This is a genomic window from Streptomyces sp. NPDC026246, from assembly GCF_055567995.1.
Genome location: NZ_JBVHPJ010000004.1, coordinates 92,223 through 114,741, shown reverse-complemented (window position 1 = coordinate 114,741; position 22,519 = coordinate 92,223). Strand labels below are relative to the sequence as shown.

At 73.2% G+C, this 22,519-nt stretch carries 18 protein-coding genes; 9 read left to right on the top strand and 9 right to left on the bottom strand.

From position 1 onward, the window contains the following. Positions 1-189: 189 nt before the first annotated feature. Entirely contained in the window at positions 190-1,707 is a 1,518-nt protein-coding gene (locus ACZ4M5_RS12430; RefSeq protein ID WP_467735777.1) for an acyl-CoA synthetase, read from the top strand. A 55-nt stretch (positions 1,708-1,762) separates the two neighbouring features. After that, on the top strand, positions 1,763-2,596 hold the full coding sequence (locus ACZ4M5_RS12425; RefSeq protein ID WP_467735775.1) for an alpha/beta fold hydrolase: 834 nt from the start codon (positions 1,763-1,765) through the stop codon (positions 2,594-2,596). A 39-nt stretch (positions 2,597-2,635) separates the two neighbouring features. Here ACZ4M5_RS12425 and ACZ4M5_RS12420 read toward each other — a convergent pair whose 3' ends face one another. Continuing rightward, positions 2,636-4,474, bottom strand: coding sequence for an alkaline phosphatase family protein (locus tag ACZ4M5_RS12420; protein WP_467735773.1), 1,839 nt, complete (start codon positions 4,472-4,474; stop codon positions 2,636-2,638). A 194-nt stretch (positions 4,475-4,668) separates the two neighbouring features. On the opposite strand from ACZ4M5_RS12420, the gene ACZ4M5_RS12415 reads away from it, so the two are divergent. The 3 genes from ACZ4M5_RS12415 (at position 4,669) to ACZ4M5_RS12405 (ending at position 6,539) form a co-directional block, all read left to right on the top strand. Further along, complete coding sequence (locus tag ACZ4M5_RS12415; protein WP_369194108.1) at positions 4,669-4,911, top strand: DUF397 domain-containing protein; 243 nt, start codon at positions 4,669-4,671, stop codon at positions 4,909-4,911. Between the two features lie 136 nt (positions 4,912-5,047). Then, the gene (locus ACZ4M5_RS12410; protein WP_467735770.1) at positions 5,048-5,950 is read left to right on the top strand and encodes a universal stress protein; all 903 of its coding nucleotides are present in this window, start codon (positions 5,048-5,050) and stop codon (positions 5,948-5,950) included. A gap of 91 nt (positions 5,951-6,041) precedes the next feature. Further along, positions 6,042-6,539, top strand: coding sequence for a hypothetical protein (locus ACZ4M5_RS12405; RefSeq protein WP_333930152.1), 498 nt, complete (start codon positions 6,042-6,044; stop codon positions 6,537-6,539). A gap of 67 nt (positions 6,540-6,606) precedes the next feature. Here the strand turns inward: ACZ4M5_RS12405 and ACZ4M5_RS12400 are convergent, their stop codons facing one another. Then, positions 6,607-7,746 (bottom strand): aminoglycoside phosphotransferase family protein, encoded by a 1,140-nt coding sequence (locus tag ACZ4M5_RS12400; protein WP_467735768.1) that lies wholly within the window; start codon positions 7,744-7,746, stop codon positions 6,607-6,609. Between the two features lie 231 nt (positions 7,747-7,977). On the opposite strand from ACZ4M5_RS12400, the gene ACZ4M5_RS12395 reads away from it, so the two are divergent. Continuing rightward, positions 7,978-9,471: a DNA-binding protein NsdB gene (locus ACZ4M5_RS12395; protein WP_467735766.1), complete on the top strand. Its 1,494-nt coding sequence runs from the start codon at positions 7,978-7,980 to the stop codon at positions 9,469-9,471. Positions 9,472-9,478: 7 nt separating this feature from the next. On the opposite strand, the gene ACZ4M5_RS12390 is transcribed toward ACZ4M5_RS12395, so the two are convergent. After that, positions 9,479-10,894 (bottom strand): PP2C family protein-serine/threonine phosphatase, encoded by a 1,416-nt coding sequence (locus ACZ4M5_RS12390; RefSeq protein WP_467735764.1) that lies wholly within the window; start codon positions 10,892-10,894, stop codon positions 9,479-9,481. A gap of 290 nt (positions 10,895-11,184) precedes the next feature. After that, positions 11,185-12,753 carry an alpha/beta hydrolase gene (locus ACZ4M5_RS12385; protein WP_467735762.1) on the bottom strand — a complete coding sequence of 523 codons (1,569 nt, stop codon included), beginning with the start codon at positions 12,751-12,753 and terminating at the stop codon, positions 11,185-11,187. A gap of 299 nt (positions 12,754-13,052) precedes the next feature. Between ACZ4M5_RS12385 and ACZ4M5_RS12380 the strand changes: the two genes are divergently transcribed. Continuing rightward, positions 13,053-13,691, top strand: a complete 639-nt coding sequence (locus tag ACZ4M5_RS12380) for a chaplin (RefSeq protein WP_467735760.1) — start codon at positions 13,053-13,055, stop codon at positions 13,689-13,691. An 88-nt stretch (positions 13,692-13,779) separates the two neighbouring features. On the opposite strand, the gene ACZ4M5_RS12375 is transcribed toward ACZ4M5_RS12380, so the two are convergent. The 3 genes from ACZ4M5_RS12375 to ACZ4M5_RS12365 form a co-directional block, all read right to left on the bottom strand. After that, complete coding sequence (locus ACZ4M5_RS12375) at positions 13,780-14,514, bottom strand: class I SAM-dependent methyltransferase (protein WP_467735758.1); 735 nt, start codon at positions 14,512-14,514, stop codon at positions 13,780-13,782. A 6-nt stretch (positions 14,515-14,520) separates the two neighbouring features. Beyond that, positions 14,521-18,798 carry an aminotransferase class I/II-fold pyridoxal phosphate-dependent enzyme gene (locus ACZ4M5_RS12370; protein ID WP_467736537.1) on the bottom strand — a complete coding sequence of 1,426 codons (4,278 nt, stop codon included), beginning with the start codon at positions 18,796-18,798 and terminating at the stop codon, positions 14,521-14,523. 144 nt (positions 18,799-18,942) lie between these two features. Beyond that, positions 18,943-19,428, bottom strand: coding sequence for a nucleoside deaminase (locus ACZ4M5_RS12365; protein ID WP_467736535.1), 486 nt, complete (start codon positions 19,426-19,428; stop codon positions 18,943-18,945). A gap of 159 nt (positions 19,429-19,587) precedes the next feature. On the opposite strand from ACZ4M5_RS12365, the gene ACZ4M5_RS12360 reads away from it, so the two are divergent. After that, positions 19,588-20,379, top strand: coding sequence for a GNAT family N-acetyltransferase (locus ACZ4M5_RS12360; RefSeq protein ID WP_467735756.1), 792 nt, complete (start codon positions 19,588-19,590; stop codon positions 20,377-20,379). A gap of 49 nt (positions 20,380-20,428) precedes the next feature. Here ACZ4M5_RS12360 and ACZ4M5_RS12355 read toward each other — a convergent pair whose 3' ends face one another. Then, positions 20,429-20,869 (bottom strand): SPW repeat protein, encoded by a 441-nt coding sequence (locus tag ACZ4M5_RS12355; RefSeq protein WP_467735754.1) that lies wholly within the window; start codon positions 20,867-20,869, stop codon positions 20,429-20,431. A gap of 227 nt (positions 20,870-21,096) precedes the next feature. On the opposite strand from ACZ4M5_RS12355, the gene ACZ4M5_RS12350 reads away from it, so the two are divergent. After that, positions 21,097-21,270 carry a hypothetical protein gene (locus ACZ4M5_RS12350; RefSeq protein WP_369194118.1) on the top strand — a complete coding sequence of 58 codons (174 nt, stop codon included), beginning with the start codon at positions 21,097-21,099 and terminating at the stop codon, positions 21,268-21,270. A gap of 75 nt (positions 21,271-21,345) precedes the next feature. On the opposite strand, the gene ACZ4M5_RS12345 is transcribed toward ACZ4M5_RS12350, so the two are convergent. Then, positions 21,346-22,428, bottom strand: a complete 1,083-nt coding sequence (locus ACZ4M5_RS12345; RefSeq protein WP_467735752.1) for an acyl-CoA dehydrogenase family protein — start codon at positions 22,426-22,428, stop codon at positions 21,346-21,348. Between the last annotated feature and the right edge of the window lie 91 nt (positions 22,429-22,519).

Here is a 22,519-nt window from a genome sequence, read left to right as displayed (position 1 = left end):
CCCTTCGCCTCAACCGTCACGCGTGTCCCCCGGAGTATGTCCGCCGCACGCACCCGCGAACCGGAGGACCGCGCGGACACGCCCCCTTCGCAACGCGCCTTGTTGACGGGCACCCAGACGGAGGGCAGACGGCGGGGGCGCCGGTGCACGTCCTTGACCCACCGCCGGGCCGAACCGAGGATCGTCGTCATGACGACGCCCGCGACGATCCCGCCCGGACACGGCAGCACGGTCGACGGACTCCTGCGGCGCAGCGCCCGGCGCACTCCGGCCCGCGTCGCCGTGGAGTACGGCGAGCGCACCTGGACCTACCAGGAACTGGACACCGCCGTCTCCGGCGCGGCGAGTGTGCTGCTCGGCCTCGGACTGTCCCCGGGCGACCGGGTCGGCGCCTACGGCCACAACTCCGACGCCTACCTGATCGCCTTCCTGGCCTGCGCCCGCGTCGGACTCGTGCACGTCCCGGTCAACCAGAACCTCACCGGGGACGATCTGGCCTACCTCGTCTCCCAGTCCGGCAGTTCGCTCGTCCTCACCGACCCGGACCTGGCCGCCCGGCTCCCCGGCGGGACACCGACGCTGCCCCTGCGCGACGCCGGCGGCTCGCTGCTCGCCCGGCTGGAGGGCGCACCCGCATACGACGGTCCCGAGCCGCGCAGCGAGGACCTCGTGCAACTGCTCTACACCTCCGGCACGACGGCCCAGCCCAAGGGCGCGATGATGACCCACCGGGCCCTGGTGCACGAGTACATGAGCGCCATCACCGCGCTCGACCTCCGTGCGGGCGACCGTCCCGCGCACGCGCTGCCGCTGTACCACTCGGCCCAGATGCACGTCTTCCTGCTGCCCTACCTGGCCGTCGGCGCGACGAACACCGTCCTCGACGCACCGGACGGCGACCGGCTGTTCGACCTGATCGAGACGGGCCGGGTGGACAGCCTGTTCGCCCCGCCCACCGTCTGGATCGCCCTGTCCCACCGCCCCGACTTCGCCACACGCGACCTCAGCGGCCTGCGCAAGGCCTACTACGGCGCGTCGATCATGCCGGTGCCCGTGCTCGAACGCCTGCGGGAGCGCCTGCCGGGCCTGGCCTTCTACAACTGCTTCGGGCAGAGCGAGATCGGCCCGCTGGCCACCGTCCTCGCGCCCGACGAGCACAAGGGCCGCATGGACTCCTGCGGGCGGCCCGTGCTGTTCGTCGACGCCCGGGTGGTCGACGAGGACGGCAAGGACGTACCCGACGGCACCCCCGGCGAGATCGTCTACCGTTCCCCGCAACTGTGCGACGGCTACTGGGACAAGCCCGAGGAGACCGCCGAGGCCTTCCGCGACGGCTGGTTCCGCTCCGGCGACCTCGCGGTGCGCGACGCCCACGGCTACTTCACGATCGTCGACCGGGTGAAGGACGTCATCAACTCCGGCGGTGTCGTCATCGCTTCACGCCAGGTCGAGGACGCCCTGTACACGCACCCGCAGGTCGCCGAGGCCGCGGTCGTGGGCCTGCCCGACGAGCGGTGGATCGAGGCCGTCACCGCCGTCGTCGTCCCGCACGGGCAGGTCACCGAGGCGGAGCTCATCGACCACGTCCGCGAGCGGCTCACGCCCTACAAGGCGCCCAAACGCGTGGTGTTCGTGGACGAACTCCCGCGCAACGCCAGCGGGAAGATCCTCAAGCGCCGACTCCGGGACGACCTCGGACGGCAATAGACCGGACCGCCGGCCCGCTTGTGCCAGACCGGCCCCGGACGCCAGGATCGACGCCATGCCGATCTTCGACGCCCCGGACGGAACCAGGCTCGCCTTCCACCGGCTCGGCGAGGGCGAGCCGCTGGTCGTGCTGCCGGGCGGCCCCATGCGGGCCTCCGCCTACCTGGGCAACCTCGGCGGACTGGACGCCCACCGGCACCTGGTGCTGCTCGACCTGCGCGGCACAGGCGAGTCGGAGACCCCGGCGGATCCGGCGACGTACCGCTGCGACCGGCTCGTCGACGACGTGGAGGCCCTGCGGCTCCACCTGGGCCTGGAGCGGATGGACCTGCTCGCGCACTCGGCGGGCGGGAGTCTCGCCATGCTCTACGCGGCCCGGTATCCGCAGCGGGTCGCACGGCTGGCGCTGGTCACCGCCACTCCCTGGGCCCTGGGGTGGCCCGCGACGGCCGACGACCGGCGTACCGCGGCCCGGCTGAGGGCCGCGGAACCCTGGTTCGCGGAGGCGTTCCCGGAATTCGAGGCCTGGCTCGACGGTTCCGGCGACTTCGACGCGGTGTTCGTGCCGTTCTTCCACGGACGCTGGGACGACACCGCCCGGGCCCACGCCGAACGTGAGGAGGCCGAGACCAACGACGAGGCGGCCGGCGCCTACGGCGGTGACGGCGCCTACGACCCGGAGGCGACGCGCGGCGCACTGGCCCGCCTGACCGCCCCCGTGCTCGTCCTGGCCGGCGGAGCCGACGGCGGACCGGCCCCGGCCCTCGCCCGCCGCACCGCCGGTGTCTTCCCGCACGCCGAGTGCGTGGTGCAGCCGGGCGCGGGGCACTACCCGTGGCTCGACGACCCGGAGTGGTTCACCCGCCGCGTGTCCGCCTTCTTCGCCTGACCGCACGCCGGCCGGCCGTGCCGCCGCCGGGCGGGCCGGTCACGGCTGCGGGCCGTAGGCCGTCATGAAGCGGTCGCGGAACTCGTGCATACCCCAGCGGGGCGCGTCCTTCGCCGGCTTGAGGCCGTCGGTCCACCCCCAGTCGGCCACGCGGTCCAGGATCTTGGGGTCCTTGGCGACGATGCTGATCGGCACGTCCCTGCCGGTGTCCCCGGCGAGGACGGTCGGCACCGGCTGGTGGTCGCCGAGGAAGACCAGGACCGTGTCCTCGTCGCCGTAGCGCCGCATCCACTCGGTCAGGCTGCGGATCGAGTACGCGATGGCCTTGCGGTACTCGGCGCGCACCTTCTCCGGGTCCTTCCAGACCTCCTTCGGGTCGGTGCCCTCCTTCTTGATCCGATGGAACACCGAGCCGTCGCCGAGGTCCTCCCAGTCGATCATGTGTGCGACGGGGGACCACGGGTTGTGGCTGGAGGCCAGGATGATCTCCGCCATGATCGGCTCGCGGTCCTTCCTGCCGTGCTCCAGGCGCTGGAAGGCCTCCATGCTGAACTGGTCGGGCACCGGCGTCCAGCTGAAGTAGGGGCCGTGGTAGCCCAGGTGCTCGGAGTCGTAGATGTGGTCCAGGCCGAAGAACTTCCCCTCCGGCCACGCCCGCCGCACGCCCGGCACGATGCCGACGGTCCGCCAGGCGCCCGTCCTGCCGAAGTACTTGGTCAGCGTCATGCGGTCGCTGGTGGTCAGACTGCGGTAGCGCTGCTGGTTCTTGATCCACAGTCCGGACAGGAACGTCGAATGGGCGAGCCAGCTGCCCGCGCCCGTCACCGGTGAGCGCAGCCAGCCGCTGCGCGAGGCGAACCCGGCGGACTTCAGCCCGGCCGTGCCCTCCTCGAGGACGGCACCGGTCTGCGCGGCCATCGCCGGATCGTCGATCGCCACCCGGCCGTAGCTCTCGATGAAGGTGAACAGGACGTCCTTGCCCCGCAGCCCCGTCAGCAACCGGTCCGGCGGGGTCTTCGCGAAGGCGTCCACGGCGGCCTGCTGACGGAACACCCGCGCGTCCCGCAACCCCGCCCGGACCTGTTTGACCCGGTTGCCGACGAAGTCCGCGTTGCCCTTGGTGGCGATCGGCACGGTGCCGATCTGCAGCCCCAGCGTCATGCAGGTCATCCACGCCGTGCCCAGGACGAGCACGGTCCGGCCGGCGGTCTGCCGGTGCCGGACCATCACGTTCGTCAGCCGCACCACCGCCAGGGTCGTGAGCACGAGCAGCGCGACGAACAGCACGACCACGGCGGTCACCGCCAGGACCTGGCCGGTGCGGCCGAACGACTCCCGCAGGAAGTCCGTCGCGTCGTCGAGCAGGATCCAGTCCAGGACCAGGTCGAACGGCCGCGCCAGGACCTGGTAGAACCCCATGTCCAGGAACTTCAGGACGGTCAGCAGCCCCAGCAGCACCCCCGTCACGACGGCCGTGATCCGCCTCGGCCTCGGCGGCAGCGCGAGCAGCAGCCCCGCCAGCAGCACGCCCTCGGCGGGGATCCGGACGAACGACGCGAACTCCAGCCGCTCGATCCGGTTGGGCAGGAGCAACGCGAACAGCACGAGCACGCCGGCCAGCCCGGTGATCGCGATCGAGGTCCCCCGGGCGGCCCGGGGATGACGCCGGCGGAACCAGCCGGGCCGCTCCCCGTCCTCAGGGGCCTCGGGCTCCGCCGTACCGCCGTTCCCGTCCTCGCCGGGAGCGTGCTCCGCAGGCGTGGGGGCCGAGGCCGGGCTCTGGACCCGATCGAGGGCCGGTCCGGTGCCGTCGTCGTCCGGTTCCGTTCCGCTCGCGGCCGGGTCCGGCTGAGGGCGGGAGCGAGTGAAAGGCGACACCCGGTGGTCCTTCCGTGCGGTCGTGCAAAGGCATGGCGAACAGAGCCCTCGCGCGGGCCTGCCACCACCAGTACGTCCGGACGTCACCCGGGGTTCAATCGCCACCGCCGAAAGGTCCTCCTCACGTGCCCTGTCGGCGGTGGGACCCGGTCGCTAGGCTGGCCGCGGACGACGAAATGGGGAGGAGCACGGACGTGCCCGAGACCACCACCCAACAGCGCCCGTTCACGGGCTGGGACAAGCCGGACCTGGACCTCAGCAACGCACACTGGCAGTCCAGCAGCCGTGGCCGGGGGGATGTACAGATCGCCTTCGTCGAAGGCTTCATCGCCATGCGCAACAGCGCCCGGCCCGAGAGCCCCTCCCTGATCTTCACGCCCGACGAATGGGGCGCGTTCGTCTCGGGGGCCCGGGAGGGCGAGTTCGACCTGACCTAGCCGGTGAAGCGGCGCCCGGTCCGGGGGTGTTCCCGCGGCGATCGCGGACACGAGACCTGAGTCATCCTCCCGGAGCCGCCGCGTACGTCGGGCCGGCACCGGGAGGGAACGGTCGTATCCCGGAGGTGAGGAACCCGTGAGCACCCTGCCGGTCGTCGCGGCGGTCGACGGTTCGGACGACAGCCTGCGCGCCCTCGACTGGGCCGTCGACGCCGCACACCGGCGTGCCGCGCCCCTGCGCGTGGTCCACGTCCGCCAGTACGCGCACTGGGCCCAGCCCGACGCCCTCACCGCGGGGCCGGCGGAGCCCCAGGACGACCCCGTCCTCGACCGCGTCCGCGCCCGTCTGGAGGGGCGCCCCGGTCCGCCGGACACGCGGTACACCGGCCTGGAGGGCGCCGTCGGCGTCGTCCTGCCCGAACTGGGCGCCGAGGCGCAGCTGCTGGTGCTCGGCTCCCGGGGCCGCGGCGGCTTCGCCGGCCTGCTGCTCGGTTCCACCGGCATGGCCGTCGCCCGTGACGCGGCATGCCCGGTCGTCGTGGTGCCCCGGCCCGGACGCGAGGCGACCGGCGACGCGGTGTCCGGTCCGCACTCGTCCGTGGTCGTCGGCGTGAAGGTGGACGGTCCCGACGAGGCCACCCTGGAGTTCGCCTTCACGGAAGCCGCCCGGCGCGGGGCCCGCCTCCGCGCCGTCGCCGCGTACCCGTGGCCGGCGCAGCCCTGGATGATGCCCGGGGAGCTGCCCCCGCCGGTCGTCGAGCAGAACGTCATCGAGGACGAGGCCCGCGTCCTGGCCGACGGCTTCCTCGCCCCGTACCGCGAGCGGCATCCCGAGGTCGAGGTCGAGACGGTCGCCGCGGCCGGTGACGCGGCCGGTCACCTGGTCGACGCCTCCGCGGACGCCGACCTCGTGGTCGTGGGCCGGCACCGGCGGCGGCTGACGGCACCGGCTCGCATGACGGGCTCGGTCACCCAGGCCGTCCTGCTGCACGCGGCGTGCCCCGTCGCGGTGGTGCCGCCCGCCCCCGCCGAGGACTGAGCACGGCGCGACCGCGAGCGGGGGGTGGCCGGGCCCACCCGTCCGCCGCCCGCCCGGCGCATCGCAGGCCCGGACACGTACCATGGGCGACATGTCGTTCCTCCGCCGCCGCAGCGCCACGCCCGCCGGGCCCGACTTCGACGTCCTGGCCATGGACCCGGGCGACTGGCCCGGAAACCTGGGTGCGGGACTGCTCCCCGCGCCCGACGGCACCTGCCAGGGCGTCTTCCTGCGCTACGACCTGTTCGGCGGCCGCGGCCCCGCGATGATCATCGGCAACCTGCCCGAGGGATCACCGGCCCGCGAGGTCCCCGAGGGCGAGGTTCCCTTCGAGGTGGCCCAGCTGCTGCTGGCGCTGGAGAACGACGAGGAGGTCACGGTCGTCGACACCGAGGACGTCCCGGTGATGCAGGGCGACAACCTGTTGATCGTCCGGCGTGTGAAGCTCTCCGAGAGCCGGATCTCCTGTGTCCAGTTCGACCGCAGCGACAACGTCCTGGTGACCATCGCCGCCTGGGACCGCCCCATCACGGACGACCTGTACGCCCTGCTCAAGCCCCTGCCGGCGGAGCTGTTCCAGCAGGGCTGACCAAGCCCCCGCACACACGTAAGGGCCGCTGCGCGCCGACCGGCGCACAGCGGCCCTTCCGTCCCCGTCAGCGAGTGCCGACCGCCGCGCGCACGGCCCGGCGGGCCAGCTGGCAGTCGTCGTGCAGCCGCCGCAGCAGCAGCCTCTGCTCCTCGCCGGACGGCGCAGCACCCTGGTGGGCCGCACCCGGTGCCGCCGGGGCCGTCTCGTGCAGGGAACGCTGCACGGCCGTCTCACAGGTGCGGATCTCGCGGGTCAGCACCAGCATCAGGTTCACCAGGAAGGCGTCCCTGGACGCCGGGCCCGCCGACTGCGCGATCTGGCTGATCTGACGACGGGCGACCGGTGCGTCCCCGAGCACCGACCACAGCGTCGCCAGGTCGTAGCCCGGCAGGTACCAGCCCGCGTGCTCCCAGTCCACCAGCACTGGACCGGCCGGTGACAGGAGGATGTTCGACAGCAGTGCGTCGCCGTGGCAGAACTGGCCCATGCCCTGCCGTCCGGCGGACTGGGCGATGCCGTGCAGCAGCTTCTGCAGATCGCCCAGGTCGCGGTCGGTGAGCAGGCCCAGCTCGTGGTAGCGCGCGATCCGGGCCGCGTAGTCCAGCGGGGCGTCGAACGTGCCCGCCGGCGGCCGCCAGGCGTTCAGCCGGCAGATCGCGCCGAGAGCCGCTCTGATGTCCGCACGCGGCGGCGCCTCGGCCGGGTGCCGCTGGAGGGCCGCCACCCGCCCGGGCATCCGCTCGATCACCAGGGTGCAGTTGTCCGGGTCCGCCGCGACCAGCCTCGGCGCCCGCACCGGAGGGCGGTGCCGGACGAACGAGCGGTACGCCGCTATCTCGTGGCGGATCCGCTCGGACCAGGCGGGGGAGTGGTCCAGTAAGCACTTGGCGACGGCGGAGCTGCGGCCGGTCGTGCCGACCAGGAGCACGGACCGGCCGCTGCGGCGCAGCACCTGCACCGGGCTGAACTCCGGGCAGATGCGGTGCACCGACGCGATGGCCGTGCGCAGCTGCGCCCCCTGGGGGCCGGACAGGTCGAGTCTCCCGCTGAGCGGTTGGGTGCCGAGGACCGCGCCGCGCCGGGCCCTGCCCGCGCCGAGCACGGGGGTCGCCGGCCGCGCGGGGGCGAGGTAGGGGCCGCTGTCCGCGGGATGCGGGTGGAGCGACCGGGGCGGTGCGGACACGGAGGACGATGCTGTGTACATGGGCGAAACAGATCCCTTCGTGTGCCTGCGACGACAGCGCACCACCCGGCCCGGAGCCCGGGATCACCCTGGGGAGTGCCTGGGGCGACCGGGTCGGGGTGGCGCGTTCCTACCTGACACCGGATGGCCCGTGGCACACCATCTGGCGCACCCTGGCGAACCCTGGCGAATAGTCGCCCGGCAACTCCGGCCGGGCTACTGTCAACTCAGCCGAGAACCTGGGGGCTTGACGTGAGCGGACAACCCAACACCCGGCTCGCGGACCTGTTCGGCCTGGCCGGCTGGTCCAAGGGCGAACTCGCGAGGCTGGTCAACCGGCAGGCGGCGGCCATGGGCCACCCGCAGCTGGCGACCGACACCTCCCGGGTGCGGCGGTGGATCGACACGGGAGAGATCCCGCGCGATCCGGTGCCGCGGGTGCTGGCGGCTCTGTTCACCGAGCGTCTCGGCCGTGTCGTGACCATCGAGGACCTCGGTCTGGTCAGGCACGGGCGCGCGGGGAAGCGGCAGGGCGGCGGGAGTACGGACTCTCCCGACGGTGTGCCGTGGGCGCCCGAGCGGACCGCCGCGGTCCTCACCGAATTCACGGGAATGGACCTCATGCTCAACCGACGCGGCTTGGTGGGCGCGGGCGCCGCGCTCGCCGCGGGATCCGCACTCAGCAGTGCCATGCACGACTGGCTGCACACCGACCCTGCCCTGACGGCCGACGCCCCCCGACTCGACCACTCCCTGCACGCCGACCCCGCTGGGTTCGACCGCTACGAGGCCGCCCCCATCGGGTCGCAGGAGATCGAGGAACTGGAGCGCTCCGTCGAGGTGTTCCGCGCCTGGGACGCCGCCCGTGGCGGCGGGCTCCAGCGCAAGGCGGTGGTGGGCCAGCTCAACGAGGTGGGCGGCATGCTCGCCTACCGTCATCCGCCCCATCTGCAGCGGCGCCTGTGGGGCGTCGCCGCCAACCTCGCCGTCCTCGCCGGCTGGATGTCCCACGACGTGGGCCTGGAGCCCACGGCGCAGAAGTACTTCGTCATCGCCGCGCACGCCGCCCGGGAGGGCGGGGACCGGCCCCGGGCCGGCGAGGCGCTGTCCCGCGCGGCCCGCCAGATGGTGCATCTGGGCAAGCCGGACGACGCCCTGCACCTGATGAAGCTCGCCACGTCCGGCTCGGGCGACGAGGTGCTGCCGCGCACCCGCGCCATGCTCTGCACCGTGGAGGCGTGGGCACAGGCCGCCCTGGGCAAGGGCCAGGCCATGCGCCGCACCCTGGGCCGTGCCGAGGACCTGTTCGTCTCCGACAGGGCCGACGTCCCGCCCCCGGACTGGATGCAGACCTTCAAGGAGGAGGACCTCTACGGCATGCAGGCCCTGGCCTACCGGACGCTGGCCGAGTTCGAGCCCGGCGCGGCCGTCCACGCCCAGCACTACGCCGAGAAGGCGCTGGCCCTGCGGGTCGACGGCCGTCAGCGGTCGAAGATCTTCGACTACCTGTCGATGGCCTCCGCCTGCTTCATCGCGGACGACCCCGAACAGGCCGACCGCTACGCGCGGCTGGCACTGGTGTCGATGGGGTCCAACTCCTCGCACCGCACGTGGGACCGGTTGCGCGAGATGTACCGGCTCACAGCACAGTACTCGGGGTCCCCGAAGGTCCAGGAACTGCGGGAGGAGATCAAGCTGGCCCTGCCCAGGACCAAGACCAGGGGAACCGGTCGCGCCCCGGCCTGAGGAGTCGTCAGGCGCCCGCCGCAGGCGTCAGTTTGACGGCGAGCAGGCAGGCGTTGTCCTCCCGCTCGTGCGTGCCGAACTCCTCGACGACCGTGCGCACGCAGTCCTCCGCGGTGCAGTCGCCGGTCAGGCGTGGCGCCAGGCCGAGGAGGAGGTTCGCGGCCGCCGTGCCGGTGTGGCCGGGCACCAGCCCGTCGGTGTGCAGAAGCAGCAGGTCACCCGTCTGCAGGGTTTCCTCGGCCTGCCCGTAGACCGGTCCGGAGGTGGCGCCCAGCAGGACACCGTCCGGGGCGTCCAGCACGTGCCCCGTCCCGCCGCGGAAAAGCAGTGGGGCGGGGTGCCCGGCCTGCGCCCACACCAGGGTGCGCGTGCCGGGCCGGAAGCGGCAGCAGACGGCGCTGCCGAGGGCGGGCTGCACGGTGGCGTCGAGTAACTGGTTCAGCCAGGCCATCACCTGTGCGGGGCCGGCCCCGGCCATCGCCATGCCGCGCACGGCGCCCAGCAGCATGGTCATGTTCGACGTGACGGCGACGCCCTGGCCGGTGAGGTCGCCGACGCTCAGCAGGGTGTCTCCGTCGGCCAGTTCGAGCGCGTCGTACCAGTCGCCGCCGATCGGCGTCTGGGTGGACGCCGGCAGGCGGCGGGCCGCGAGGTCGAGCACGCCGGGGACGCGGTGCGGCAGCCGCAGGGAGCCACGCCACGGCGGCAGCGCGGCCTCCTGCAGCTCGGCCGCGAGCCGTTGCTCGCTGCGCGCGGCCTCCCGCCGGCGGTGCAGCGAGTCACGGGTCTCGCTCACCGCCCGCTGGCTGCGGCGCAGTTCACTGACGTCGCGCAGCACGGCCCACATCGATGCGGTGCTCCCGTCGGTGTCGAGCACCGGTTCGCCCATCATGTGCACGGTGCGCACGTCCCCGTCCCGGCGGGCGATGCGGAACTCGCCGTCGATGGGCCGGGCGTCGACCAGGCAGTTGGTGACCATCGCCGTCAGTCGCGGCCGGTCCTCGTCGAGCACGAGCGACGGCAGTTCGTCGAGGGTGAGCGGGGCGGCGGCGGGGTCGCGGCCCAGGATCCGGTAGAGCTCCTCGGACCAACTGGCCTCGTCCGTCAGCAGGTTCCACTCCGCGCTGCCGACCCGGCTGAGCAGCGAGCCCCGCGGCGCCGGCCCGGTGGCCGCCGTCGGGGGCGGCGGGCCGTCGCGCAACTGGGCCAGGTGCTCGTCGAGGTCGTCGAGCTGGTGCAGGGCCAGGTCGTACAGCGCGCGCTGCCAGCGGCCCCGGGGGTGGTCCGGCTCGTCACCCGCCGCGTCCCGGCGCACGGCGTCCACGTCGCCCTTGAGCCGCCGCGTCTGCGATATCAGCGCGTCGACCGAGCCGCGGCCGGGCGGCTGGGCGGCGGGACGGTCCGCGGAGAGGTGGGACGGCATGACGCACTCCGATGCGGGGACGGCAGGACCAAGGCGGACGGAGGGACCGTTACGACTGTTGCACAGCCCGCGACGCCCTGTAAGGGATTTGGCACCACACGATACGGTGGTGCTTCCGGCATATGCCACGGTCTCACCGAGTTACTCGGAGGTAGGCGCCGCGGGTGCCGCCGGATACCCCAAGTCGTAGCGTACACAGGGGGTTTGACGGCCCGTCGGGTCACCCGCGCGGTGCTGCTGCAGGTGTTCGACGGTCCTGTGTTCGACGGCTCGACGCCGCCCTGACGCCTTCACTCCGCGTCGTGGTCGGAGCCGCAGGAACTGCCGTCCGGCGGCAGGGTGCCGTAGAGCAGGAAGGCGTCGACCTTGCGCTGCACGCACATGGAGGAGCCGTAACCGGTGTGTCCCTCGCCCCGGTTGTCCAGCACCACGGCCGAGGAGCCCAGGCGCTTCGCCGTCTCCACCGTCCACCGGTAGGGCGTGGCCGGATCGCCCCGGGTGCCGACGAGCAGCATCCGCGGGCTGTCGACGTCCTTGACCTTCTCGCGGATGTAGTCGGTGCCCTTGGGGCGGCCGTAGCACATCAGCACCTGGGTCAGCCGGTACCGGCCGAAGACGGGCGAGGCCTGCTCGTAGCGGGCGCGCAGCCGGTCGAGGTCGCGCGTGACCTGCGCGGCGGCGGGGCGGTCGGGGTCGTCCGCGCAGTTGACCGCCATCAGCGCCGCCGGCAGGTTGTCCATGGGGACGTCCTGCGGGTCGGTCAGTCCGGCGTGCGGAGTCCGCCCCGGGGTGGTGGCGAAGCCGCCGGACAGGAAGGCCTCCAGGCCCCGCGTGTCCCCCTCCTCCAGCAACTGCGACAGGGCCCGCTGCAGCGAGGGCCACAACGCGCGGCTGTAGAGGCCCTGGCCGAGGGCGCCGGCGAAGTCCTGCCCGGTGAACGCCTCGCCGAAGTCCGTCGGCACCGGGTCCCTGTCCAGCGCCTTCACCACCTGCACGACCCGTTCCCGGGCCTCGCGGGGGTTGCGGCCGAAGGGGCAGGCGATGTCCTCGGTGCACCAGGTGAGGAAGTTCTCCAGGGCGGTCTGCTGCCCCTGTGCGCTCACCACGCCCTGCTCCGCCAGCGGCTCGGTCAGGGTGTCGACGCCGTCCAGCACGATCCTGCCGACCTTGCCGGGGAACTCCGCCGCGTACACGGCCCCGAGCCGGCTGCCGTAGGAGAAGCCGAGGTAGTTCAGCTTGCCGTCGCCGAGGGCGGCGCGCATGACGTCGAGGTCGCGGGCGGCGTTCACCGTGCCGATGTGGGGCAGGACCGGGCCGGAGTGCTCGGCGCACGCGGCCGCGGCGGCGCGCAGTTCCTCGAGCACGGCCCGGGCGTCGCCCCCGTCGGCGGCCTCGTCCGCCGCGGCCAGGGCGTCGGGGGCGTTCCCGCAGCTCACCGGTGAGGAGCGGCCGACCCCGCGGGGGTCGAAGGAGACCACGTCGTAGCCGTCCGTCAGCCCCATGAAGTCCTTGCCGCCCATGGCCAGTTGGGCCACTCCCTGACCGCCCGGGCCGCCGAAGTTCAGCAGCACCGAGCCGCGGGAATCACCCGTGGCACGGTAACGGGCGACGGCGAGGTCGAGGGTGCCCTTGCCGGGGTGGGCGTAGTCCAGGGGCACGGTGACCTTGCCGCACTGCAGGTCCTTCGGCATCTCCATGCCCTCGCACCTCGACCAGGAGACCTTCTGGTCGTAGAAGCGCGCCAGGCCGGGCGACGGTGCGTCGACGGCCGGCAGTGCGATGCCCAGCAGGGCGAGCCCGGCCACCGCGGTGACCGCGCAGCGCCGTATCGGGGGGCGCAGGGACAGCTTGGGCAGCATGGGTGCCTCCAGGGACGCAGGACTTCGCAGCGGACCGGGAAACGGCGCCCTCGCCCACGATAGGCGCACCCCGGAACCCTCGCCTCCGCACGAGTGGCCCCCTGCCTCCGACCGGCGTCCGGCGACCGGCATACGAAGCGCTTTACCGCTAGTTCGACAAGCAGGACGCTCGATGGGGTGAAAGACCGAACAGCCATAACTCGGACCGGGCGGCGGGCGTTCTACCCGGTGCGGGTGAGTGCCCGCGACGACGATGTCTGGAAGGCAGGCACCCTATGAAACGGGTTACCCGAAACGGCATGATCGCCGTCGCCGCCGCGTCGGGCGCGATCGCCATGGCCGCACCGGCGTACGCGGATGCCGGGGCGGACGGCGCGGCCGCCGGATCGCCCGGGCTGGTCTCCGGCAACACCGTCCAGCTCCCGGTGCACGTCCCGGTGAACGCGTGCGGCAACACCGTGAACGTGGTGGGGCTGCTCAACCCGGCCGCGGGCAACGCCTGCGCCAACGTGGGCGAAGGGCACCACGGCCCGAAGGGCGCGGCCGCCGACAGCACCGCGAAGGACTCCCCGGGCGTGATCTCCGGCAACGGGGTGCAGCTGCCCGTCGACCTCCCGGTCAACGTCACGGGCAACTCGGTGAACGTGGTGGGCGTCGGCAACCCCGCGGCCGGGAACACGTCCGTGAACACCCCGGACGGCCCGCCCGCGCGGCCCGACCGCCCCCGCGCGCCGAAGCCCGAGCCGAAGCCCGAGCCCCCCACCCGGCCCCGGACGCTGCCCGCCCCCGCCCCGGTCCCGCACGCCGCCCCCCACACCCGGGCCGCCCTGGCCCACACGGGCACGGACCACACCCTCCAGACCGTCGCGGCGAGCGCGGCACTGCTCGCCGGCGGAGTGCTGCTGCGCCGGCGCTTCCGCCCCGGTTCGGAGCACTGAGCCCAGCGGTACGGCCACCGGCCCCGCCGGGCGGGCACGGACGCTCCGCCGGGCACGGATGCTCCGCCGGGCCGGGCCGCGTCCCCGCTCACACCGCGTCCGCCACCCCCGTCAGCAGCACCATGCCCGAGTCGCCGTAGTCCGGCAGCGTCGGGTCCACGTCGATGCGGGTCACGTCCAGGTCGCGGGTGAGCGGGGCGAAGACCTCCGTGACGGTGGCCGGGTTCACCGGGCAGCCCGGCCAGCGCGAGGCCGGGCCGATGCGGTACGTCGGCATGTTCTCCATGAACGCGGCCACGAGGTGACCACCCGGCAGGACGGTCCGCACGAACAGGCGGCAGAAGTCGGCGAACTCGCCGAAGTCCTCCGTCGCGCCCTCGGCGACGAAGTGCATCGAGGCCAGCTCGTACGTCCCCGGCGACAGCGTGCGGACGTCGGCGTGGACGACGTTCACCGGTGCGAGCGCCCCCGCCAGGGTCGCCGGGACGTCCGGGTTGAGCTCCCGGCACAGCGCGTGGAAGGGCAGCCAGCTGGCGTCCGGGCGGTGGCAGATCTGGTTGGTCAGGTAGCCGACGTTGCCCGCCCCCGCCTCCACCGCGTCGATCCGCCGGCTCGCCGCCGACGCCAGCATCAGCGGGTAGAGGTTGGGGCCCGCCCCGAACTCCACCGAACGTCCGATCGCACCAGGGGCGAACCGGCGGTAGAAGGCGCTGTGGTGGGCGATCACCGCCGCGTCCGACGGGTGCACCTCGCGGTAGTTCTCCGCCAGGTAGTCGGCGACCGGCCAGCGGTCCCAGTCCACGTCGTCGTTGTGCGTCGTCATGGCCGTTCAGCCCTTCATCCGCAGCGGGAAACGCCGCGCCAACCGGGTCAGGGTCCCGTTCAGATGGTCGATGTCCTCGTCCGAGTTGAGCGCCGTGAGCTGGACGCGGAACCCCACCCGGTCCCGCGGGACCAGCGGGTAGGAGGCCAGCGTCACGTAGACCCCCTCCTCCCACAGGAACGCCGCGACCGCGTCCAGGTCCGCCGGATTGGCCAGCGGGACCTCCACGATGGGCAGCCGGTCCGCGTTCAGCGTGCTCACGCCCATGCCGTCCAGGTGGTCCAGCAGCCGCACGGTCTTGCGGTACAGGTCGGCGCGGATCACGTCCCCGCGACGCTCGTTGACGTCCAGGCCCGCCAGGGCCGTGGCCAGGGAAGCGGTGGGGGAGGGCCCGGAGTACAGGTAGGGCGCCGCCGCGGTCTTCAGCCGGTTCTTCAGCCCGGACGGCAGCGCGAGGAACGCCAGCAGCGAAGAGTACGCCTTGGAGAACCCGCCGACCAGCACGATCCCGTCGTACGACTCCCCGGTGTGACGCACCACGCAGTTGCCCCGCATGCCGTACGGGCACAGCTCTTCCGGGCCGCGTTCCCCGATGACGCCGAAGCCGTGCGCGTCGTCGACGTACAGCGTCGCCCCCTCGGCGCGGCACACCGCGGCCAGCGCCGGCAGGTCGGGGACGTTGCCGCTCATGCTGTTGACGCCGTCCAGGCACACCAGCCTCGGCGTGCCCGGCGGCACCCCGGCCAGCAGGACGCGCAGTTCGTCCAGCCGCTCGGCGTGGAAACGGTGCAGGGTGGCGCCTTGCGCCCGGGCCACCACGCAGCCGTCGTAAACGGTCCGGTGCGCCGTCGCCTCGACGAAGACGTGCCCGTCCTCGGCGAGCGCGGGGATGACCGAGGAGTGCACCAGCGTCAGCGTCGGCAGCAGCAGGGTGTCCGGCGCGCCCAGCAGCGCGGCGAGCCGCTCCTCGATGTCCGGGTACAGGCGCGGACTGCCGAGCAGCCGCGACCAGCTGGGATGGGTGCCCCAGCGCCGCACCGCGGGATCCACGGAGTCCATGACCTCCGGGTCCCAGTCGAAGCCCAGGTAGTTGCAGGAGGCGAAGTCGATCAGCCAGTGATCGCCGCTGCGGATGTGCCGGCCGCGCACCTCGTCGAGGACCGCGTCGCTCATCGGGCTGGTGCGCCGCAGGTGCTCCAGGTCCGCCCAGCGCGCCTCCCGGCGTCCCCGGGTGGCGTCCATCCGCGGTCGCCGCGGCCGGGGCGGTGCGAAGGGACGGGCGCTCGGCTCGCGCAGCACGTGTGCGCTCTGCTCCACCGTCATGGGCCTGGCGAACAGGAACCCCTGCCCGAAACGGCACCCCATGCCCGCCAGCAGGTCCCGCTGCGAGGCGTCCTCGATGCCCTCCGCGATGACCTGCAGCCCCAGCGTGTCGGCGATCCGCACGATCCCCTCGACCAGGGCGACCTGCTGGGCGTCGCGGGCGATGTCGTCGATGAACGACTTGTCGATCTTCAGTACGTCGATGGGGAAGTCGCGCAGGTAGCGCAGGGAGGAGAAGCCGGTGCCGAAGTCGTCGACGGCGATGTGCACACCGAGTTCCTTCAGCGTGTTCAGCACCGTCTGGAGCCGGTCGTCGCGCTGGAGCAGCACCGTCTCCGTCAGCTCCAGCTGCAGTGACCCCGGCTCCAGTCCCGGCGTGCTCAGTGCCTGGCCGACCTGCTCGATGAAGCCGGCGTCGCGGAACTGCCGGGCGGAGACGTTCACGCTCACGTACGGCGGGCGGGCGGGGCCGGGCAGCTGCTGCAGGCCGACGATGTCGTTGACGGCGTTCTCCAGCACCCAGGAGCCGAGCGGCGCGATGTGCCCGGTCTCCTCGGCCAGGGCGACGAACTGCTCCGGGCCGACCTGGGGCCGCTGCGCGTACGGCCAGCGCACCAGTGCCTCGAACCCGACGACCTCGCCCTCGGTGATGTCGACGACCGGCTGATAGCGCAGGCGAAAGGTCTTGTCCTCCACTGCCCGGGCCAGCTGGTTCTGCAGATCGTGCCGCTCGATCATGCGGCTGCGCAGCAGCGGCCGGAAGCGGCGCCACTGCCGTTTGCCCGCCGCCTTGGCCGCGTACAGCGCGAGGTCGGCGTGGCCCAGCAGTTCCTCCGCGTCCGTGCTGTCGCGCGCGGTGGCCACGCCCACGCTGGCCGACACCGTCACCGACTCGTCGGCCAGATCGAACGGCCGGCCGAGTGTCTGGATGACCTGGGCCGCCAGCAGTTCCGCGTCCAGCGGCTGCTTGGCGTCCTCCATGAGCACCGCGAACTCGTCCCCGCCGAGCCGGGCCGCGGTGTCGGTGCGCCGCAGCGTCCGGGACAGCCGGTTGCCCACCGAGATCAGCAGCTGGTCGCCCGCCCGGTGCCCCATCGTGTCGTTGACCAACTTGAAGTCGTCCAGGTCGATGAAGAGCAGGCAGGTCAAAGACGCCTCACGGCGGCCGCGCAGCAGGGCGCGCTCGATCCGCTCCATCAGCAGGGTCCGGTTGGGCAGGCCTGTCAGCGAGTCGTGGAACGCCCGCTCGGTCAGCTCCTGCTCCAGCCGCCGCTGCTCGGTGACGTCCCGCAGGGTCACCACCAGGCCGGACACGGTCCGCTCGGCGCGGAAGTCGCTGAAGCGGACCTCCACCTCGACGCGCTCGTCCCCGCGGCGCACCCACCAGTGGTCGTGCCCCGCCCGCGAACCGTGCTCACGCAGCGCTGCCAGCTCCCGCCGGGCCCGCCGCCGGTCGCCCGGATCCACGAGGCCCGGCAGCGACACCCCGACCAGCTCCTCGGTGCCGAACACCGAGCGCGCCGACGGGCTGGCGTACCGGATGGCGTCGTCGTCCTCGACGATCAGGATGACGTCCGAGGCGTTGCGCACGAGGGTGCGGAAGTACGCCTCGTTCTCCCGCCGCACGACCTCCTGGCGCAGGGTGACGCGCTCCAGGGCCAGGCCGGCGTGCGAGGCGAGGATCTCCAGCGAGCCCCACGTCTCGTTGAGCTGCCGCTCCGGCGCGGCCACCAGCAGCACACCGGGCACGGTCGCGCCCGGCCGGTCCGGCTGGATCATGGGGCACACCAGGACCGAGGGCAGGCCGTCCAGTCCGGCGGCGATCCGCGGGTCGAGCGCGGCCGGGCTCACCAGCCGGGAGCCGCGGCCGCCCAGGTCCCGGGCCCGCTCGGTGGTCAGCAGCATCGTCCGGTGCGCCACGTCCGGACCCATCAGCCGGTCGACGGTCGTCCGGCACGTCCGGTCGACCTCCTCCGGCCGGAACGCGGAGACCAGCGACGCGGCGGCCGAACGCAGCGCGAGTTCCCGGCTCACGGATCTGCGGTGGGCCACCACCATCCCCGCCAGCCTGAGGATCACCAGCAGGAAGAGCACACCGGAGAACGCCGCGATCACGGCGGCGTCCCGCGTCTCGCCGGACAACCCCTCGTGCAGCAGGATCCCCGGTGGGATGAGGGTCGCCACGGCGAGCATGACCAGCCGGCGCGGTGGCGGCAGCAGGGACTCGCGCTGCGGCATCGAAGCGGTCAGTTCGACCATGGAGGGGTGCAGCGCGGCCAGGCCCCAGGCGGTGTAGAAGGCGATCCAGCCGAGGTCCAGCAGGGTGCCGGTCTCCCAGACGTCCTTCAGCTGCAGGATGCCGTAGGCGATGTCGAAGACCAGGAGCGTCCCCGTGCCGACGACCAGCAGTTGCACGGCCCGATTGGGGCCGCTCACCGGGCTCGGAGCCAGCAGGCGCGCCAGCAGGGCCAGCACCAGCACGTCACCGAGGGGGTAGGCGATGCTGATGGCCCGCTGCTGCCAGGTCATCCCCTCCGCGACGGTCAGGGGCTGCACCAGATACACCCACACGGGCAGCGCGAGACCGGCGGTGATGATCAGCGCGTCCAGCACGCTCGGCAGGTCGCGGTCGGCCCACCGGTGGCGCACCAGCCCCGACAGGCCGATCGCGAAGAGCACGTAGGTGAGGAGGTAGAGGGCGTCGGAGGGGGAGGGGAACGGGTTGGAGGCGTCGAAGTACCCCTCCATCACGTTGTAGTAGGTGTCGCCCGCGATGAACGTCAGCAGCCCGCCGGCCAGCACCCACCAGGGCCATGGATGGGCCGGACGGTGCAGGCGCGTGCCGGTCACGACGGCGGCGACGCCCGTGAGCCCGATGACGGCCCACAGCGCCGGAGCCGCCACCGGCAGGGTCATGTAGAGGACGGTCGCGGCTGTGACCAGGCCGATGCAGACGGCCATCAGCCGGTGTGCCGGCAGCGAGGACATGCGCCTCCCCCCGTCGGGGAGACCGGGCGTGGACCTGATCTCGATGAATCCGATCGTAGATTCGCCCCGGTGGCCCTGCATCTCGAGCGGCCACCGTCCGCCGGACCGGCCCCTGGCTCAGATGCGCCCGCGATGCAGCCGGACGTGCAACTCCCGCACCTCGCGAGCCAGTTCCGGCACCGGGCCGTCGACGACTACGCCCGGTGCGACGTCGTGGACGGGGAGTGTTCGCACCGGTGGCGCGGGGACGTTCAACTCCGTCAGCCACGAGGCGAGTTGTTCGGACGAGGCGACGTAGACGATCCGGCCCAGGCCGACCCAGGCGTGCGCGGCCGCGCACATCGGGCAGTGCTCACCGGACGTGTAGACGGTGGCCGCGGCCCGTTCCCCGGGGGTCATGTGCACCGCCGACCAGCGCGCCAGCGCGAACTCGGGGTGGCGCGTGCGGTCGCCGTCCGCCACGCGGTTGCGGTCCTCCGCCAGCACGGTGCCGTCCGCACCGGCCAGCACCGAACCGAAGGGCTCGTCCCCGGCTTCGAGCGCCTCGGCCGCGAGCTCCACGCAGCGGCGCAGGTACGGCAGTTCCGTGTCCTTCACGACCATGGGTGCGGCCCTCTCACGTGCGGGTGCGATCGGCAAGGACCCTACGGTGCGGGCCCCGCCGGGGGAAACGACGACGCGGCGGGGCCGTACGGCACAAGGGCGGCGCCGGGCGGGAAAAGACGTTGCGGGAGGCGGCCCGCCACTGCTGGAGTTCGGGCCATGGATCATCGACACCGGGCGGCGCTGCTCGCCGAGTTCGACCGGGACGTGCGGCTCGGGGCGCGGCCGGACGGCCCCGGCGCCCGCGTCGAGCGGGCCGGGAACGTCGTCCGCCATGTCGGCGGTGCGCACAGCTGGAACGGGGTCGTGTGGTCCGCCCTGGACGCGGACGCGGCGGACGCGGCGATCGCCGGGCAGATCGACCGTTTCGGCGGCCCGGACGCCGACTTCGAGTGGAAGCTGTACGGGCACGACGGCCCCGCCGACCTGGGGGAGCGGCTGTGCGCGGCCGGGTTCGAGCCCGGCCCGGCGGAGACGCTGATGATCGGCGGGAGTGACGGCCCCGCCTCCGTCGCCGAGCCGCCCGAGGGCGTGCGCATCGTGCCGGTCACCGACGCCGCGGGTGTCGGCCTCATGGCGGAGGTCCACGAGAGGGCGTTCGGTTCGGACGGCTCCCGGCTGCGCCGGCAGTTGCTCGCCCGCCTCACGGCGGACCCCGGCAGCGTCGTCGCCGTCGTGGCGATGGCGGGTGACGAGGCGGTGAGCGCCGCCCGCCTGGAGTGCGTGCCCGGCACGAACTTCGCCGGTCTGTGGGGCGGTGGGACGGTCGAGGGCTGGCGCGGCCGGGGCGTGTACCGGGCCCTGGTGGCCCATCGCGCCCGTGTCGCCGCGGCCCGCGGCTACCGCCATCTGCAGGTGGACGCCTCCGACCGGAGCCGGCCGATCCTGGAGCGCCTGGGCTTCGTCCCGCTGACCACGACGACGCCGTACCTGTACACAGGGCGCGACTGAGCGTCCCTGGGGGACACCCGGCCGCGCCCGCGGTCGTCTCCCAGGCCGGTCACGGCCTCGGCGAGGCCTTCGCCGCCGTGCCGGCGCACACCATGCCCAGGACCACGGCCAGAGCGCCGACGACGATGTTGTTCCACACGACACCGGCGTCCGGACTGCTGCCGACGATCCAGGGCGAGACGATCATCCAGACCCCGAGGGCGCACATGGCCCAGCTCAGGCCGTACATGCGCTCGGGAGCGCGGGTGAAGCCGAGCGCCAGCAGGCCGATGGCGATCCCCATGATCAGGTTGTGGGTGGCGACGGACGGCTGGCTCGTCGAGTAGTGGACGATCCACGGCGACGCGGCGCAGTACAGACCGAGCAGGAACACCGGTCCGTCCACGAGGGCCACGTCGCGGCCGCCGAGGACCCGGGCGTACCGGTCCCGCATCTCGGAGGCGTCGGGGTGGCTGGTGATGTCCCCTCGGGTGCGCGAGACATTGGCCATGACGCGTCTCCCTTCTGTGCAGGGCGCCCGCGTCCGGTGAGGACTGCGATAAGCGCCATATAAGGGTCATTCTGCTCTTATCCATCCTTTATGTGTAGAGCTGGGGCGTGGTGCGAAGCTCGAACGCCCGTACATGTGCGGGCGGATCGGGGGCAACCGGATGTGTACGACAGCGACCGAACGGCGCGGCCCGGACGGGCGGCGCGGGACTGGGGAGGGCAGCGGACGTGACTGCGGCCATCAGTGCGAAGGTGTTGGAACGGTTCCCGGCGGGATCCCCCCGTGGTTCGTGGCCGGCGGAGGAGTACGCGGCGCGGCGCCGCGCCGAGGGCGAGGCCGCCACGGTCGTGATGGACCTGGAGTCCGACGCCTTCCTCGTGGTCGTCCCGGACGAGGACTGACTCAGGACCGATAAGGACCCGGTGCGGGGAGCGTGAGGCGACGACCGTCGCCCCACGCTCCCCGCCGGCCGGAGGTCAGGCTCCTGCCGGCGGGACGCCAGGCTCCCCCCGGCCGGTGGCCAGGGAGCCCAGATGGGCCCGGCGTGCGTCGGCCGTCTGTCCCTGGACCAGCAGGAACATCCCCTCGCGGGCCAGGCGCTGCGCGCGGTTGTCCAGGGCCATGGCCCGCCCACCGCCGGCCACGACGGCCGCGGTCGTGGCCGCGCGCATCAGGTCGTACGCCCGCGTCCGCACGGCCAGCCGCCGGGCGACGCACTCGCGGGAGACGGGCTGGTCGGCCAGGGCGTACGCCTCCCGCCGGACCTCGTCGAGCCGGGCGCGCAGGGTCCGGGCCGGCCCCTCGCCGTCCGCGCCCCGCGCCACCACCTCCAGCGCCGCCTCCGCCACGCCGAACACGGCGGGGCCCGCGTTCGCGGCCCGCGGCAGGTCCTCCTCGGCGAACTCCGCCTGCGGCACCCGCCGGACGACGGACTCCTGCGGCACCCACAGGCCGTCCAGGTCCAGGGACACCGTACGGGCGGCCGTCAGCGCCGCGAGCCGCATCGGCGCGGACGCGGCCAGACCCGGTTGCTCCCGGGCGTCGGCGAAGGCGAACACCAGCTCCGCCGAGTCCGTCACCCCGGCCAGCAGCATCACGTCGTTGAGCCCCCATCCCGTGTACCAGGGGACCCTGCCGTCGAAGCGCCAGCCGCCCCGCTCGGGGGTGGCCCGCACCGGCACCCGCGGGAAGGCGCGCACATGGGCATAGGCGATACCGGCCATCAGTTCGCCGGTGGCCAGCGGACGCAGCAGCCTCTCCCGGGCCGGGCCGTCGTGGCCGGCGAGCAGCTTCACGGGCGTGTGGTGCTGGGTCTGCACGAACCAGGTGGAGCAGCACGCCCCGGCCAGGACCTCCGCGGTCCGGCGCGCCACGGCGGTGGGCGCCTGCGCCCCGCCGTACTCCGCCGGTGCGACCACCCCCAGCAGCCCCGCACGCCTGACCGCCTCGAGGTGGCTCGGGGGCACACCCTCCTGATCGACCCGCTCGGCCTGCGGGACCAGGAGGTCGCGGGCGAGTCGCTCTGCGGCGGTGACGAGGGGGTGCGGCGTGGTGGTCATGCGGGAAATTGTGGTGCCCGTGCGGCGCGGAGTGTCGATCCGGGGGCGTGCCGTTCGTGTAGGAGGTGCGAGGGGACCCGGATCCGGACGC

Bases quoted from the DNA above. Each gene is read 5' to 3' on its own strand.
- ACZ4M5_RS12430 (WP_467735777.1), top strand. From the start codon at position 190: ATGACGACGCCCGCGACGATCCCGCCCGGACACGGCAGCACGGTCGAC.
- ACZ4M5_RS12425 (WP_467735775.1), top strand. From the start codon at position 1,763: ATGCCGATCTTCGACGCCCCGGACGGAACCAGGCTCGCCTTCCACCGG.
- ACZ4M5_RS12405 (WP_333930152.1), top strand. From the start codon at position 6,042: ATGTCGTTCCTCCGCCGCCGCAGCGCCACGCCCGCCGGGCCCGACTTC.
- ACZ4M5_RS12400 (WP_467735768.1), bottom strand. From the start codon at position 7,746: ATGTACACAGCATCGTCCTCCGTGTCCGCACCGCCCCGGTCGCTCCAC.
- ACZ4M5_RS12390 (WP_467735764.1), bottom strand. From the start codon at position 10,894: ATGCCGTCCCACCTCTCCGCGGACCGTCCCGCCGCCCAGCCGCCCGGC.
- ACZ4M5_RS12385 (WP_467735762.1), bottom strand. From the start codon at position 12,753: ATGCTGCCCAAGCTGTCCCTGCGCCCCCCGATACGGCGCTGCGCGGTC.
- ACZ4M5_RS12380 (WP_467735760.1), top strand. From the start codon at position 13,053: ATGATCGCCGTCGCCGCCGCGTCGGGCGCGATCGCCATGGCCGCACCG.
- ACZ4M5_RS12375 (WP_467735758.1), bottom strand. From the start codon at position 14,514: ATGACGACGCACAACGACGACGTGGACTGGGACCGCTGGCCGGTCGCC.
- ACZ4M5_RS12370 (WP_467736537.1), bottom strand. From the start codon at position 18,798: ATGGCCGTCTGCATCGGCCTGGTCACAGCCGCGACCGTCCTCTACATG.
- ACZ4M5_RS12365 (WP_467736535.1), bottom strand. From the start codon at position 19,428: ATGGTCGTGAAGGACACGGAACTGCCGTACCTGCGCCGCTGCGTGGAG.
- ACZ4M5_RS12360 (WP_467735756.1), top strand. From the start codon at position 19,588: ATGGATCATCGACACCGGGCGGCGCTGCTCGCCGAGTTCGACCGGGAC.
- ACZ4M5_RS12355 (WP_467735754.1), bottom strand. From the start codon at position 20,869: ATGGCCAATGTCTCGCGCACCCGAGGGGACATCACCAGCCACCCCGAC.
- ACZ4M5_RS12345 (WP_467735752.1), bottom strand. From the start codon at position 22,428: ATGACCACCACGCCGCACCCCCTCGTCACCGCCGCAGAGCGACTCGCC.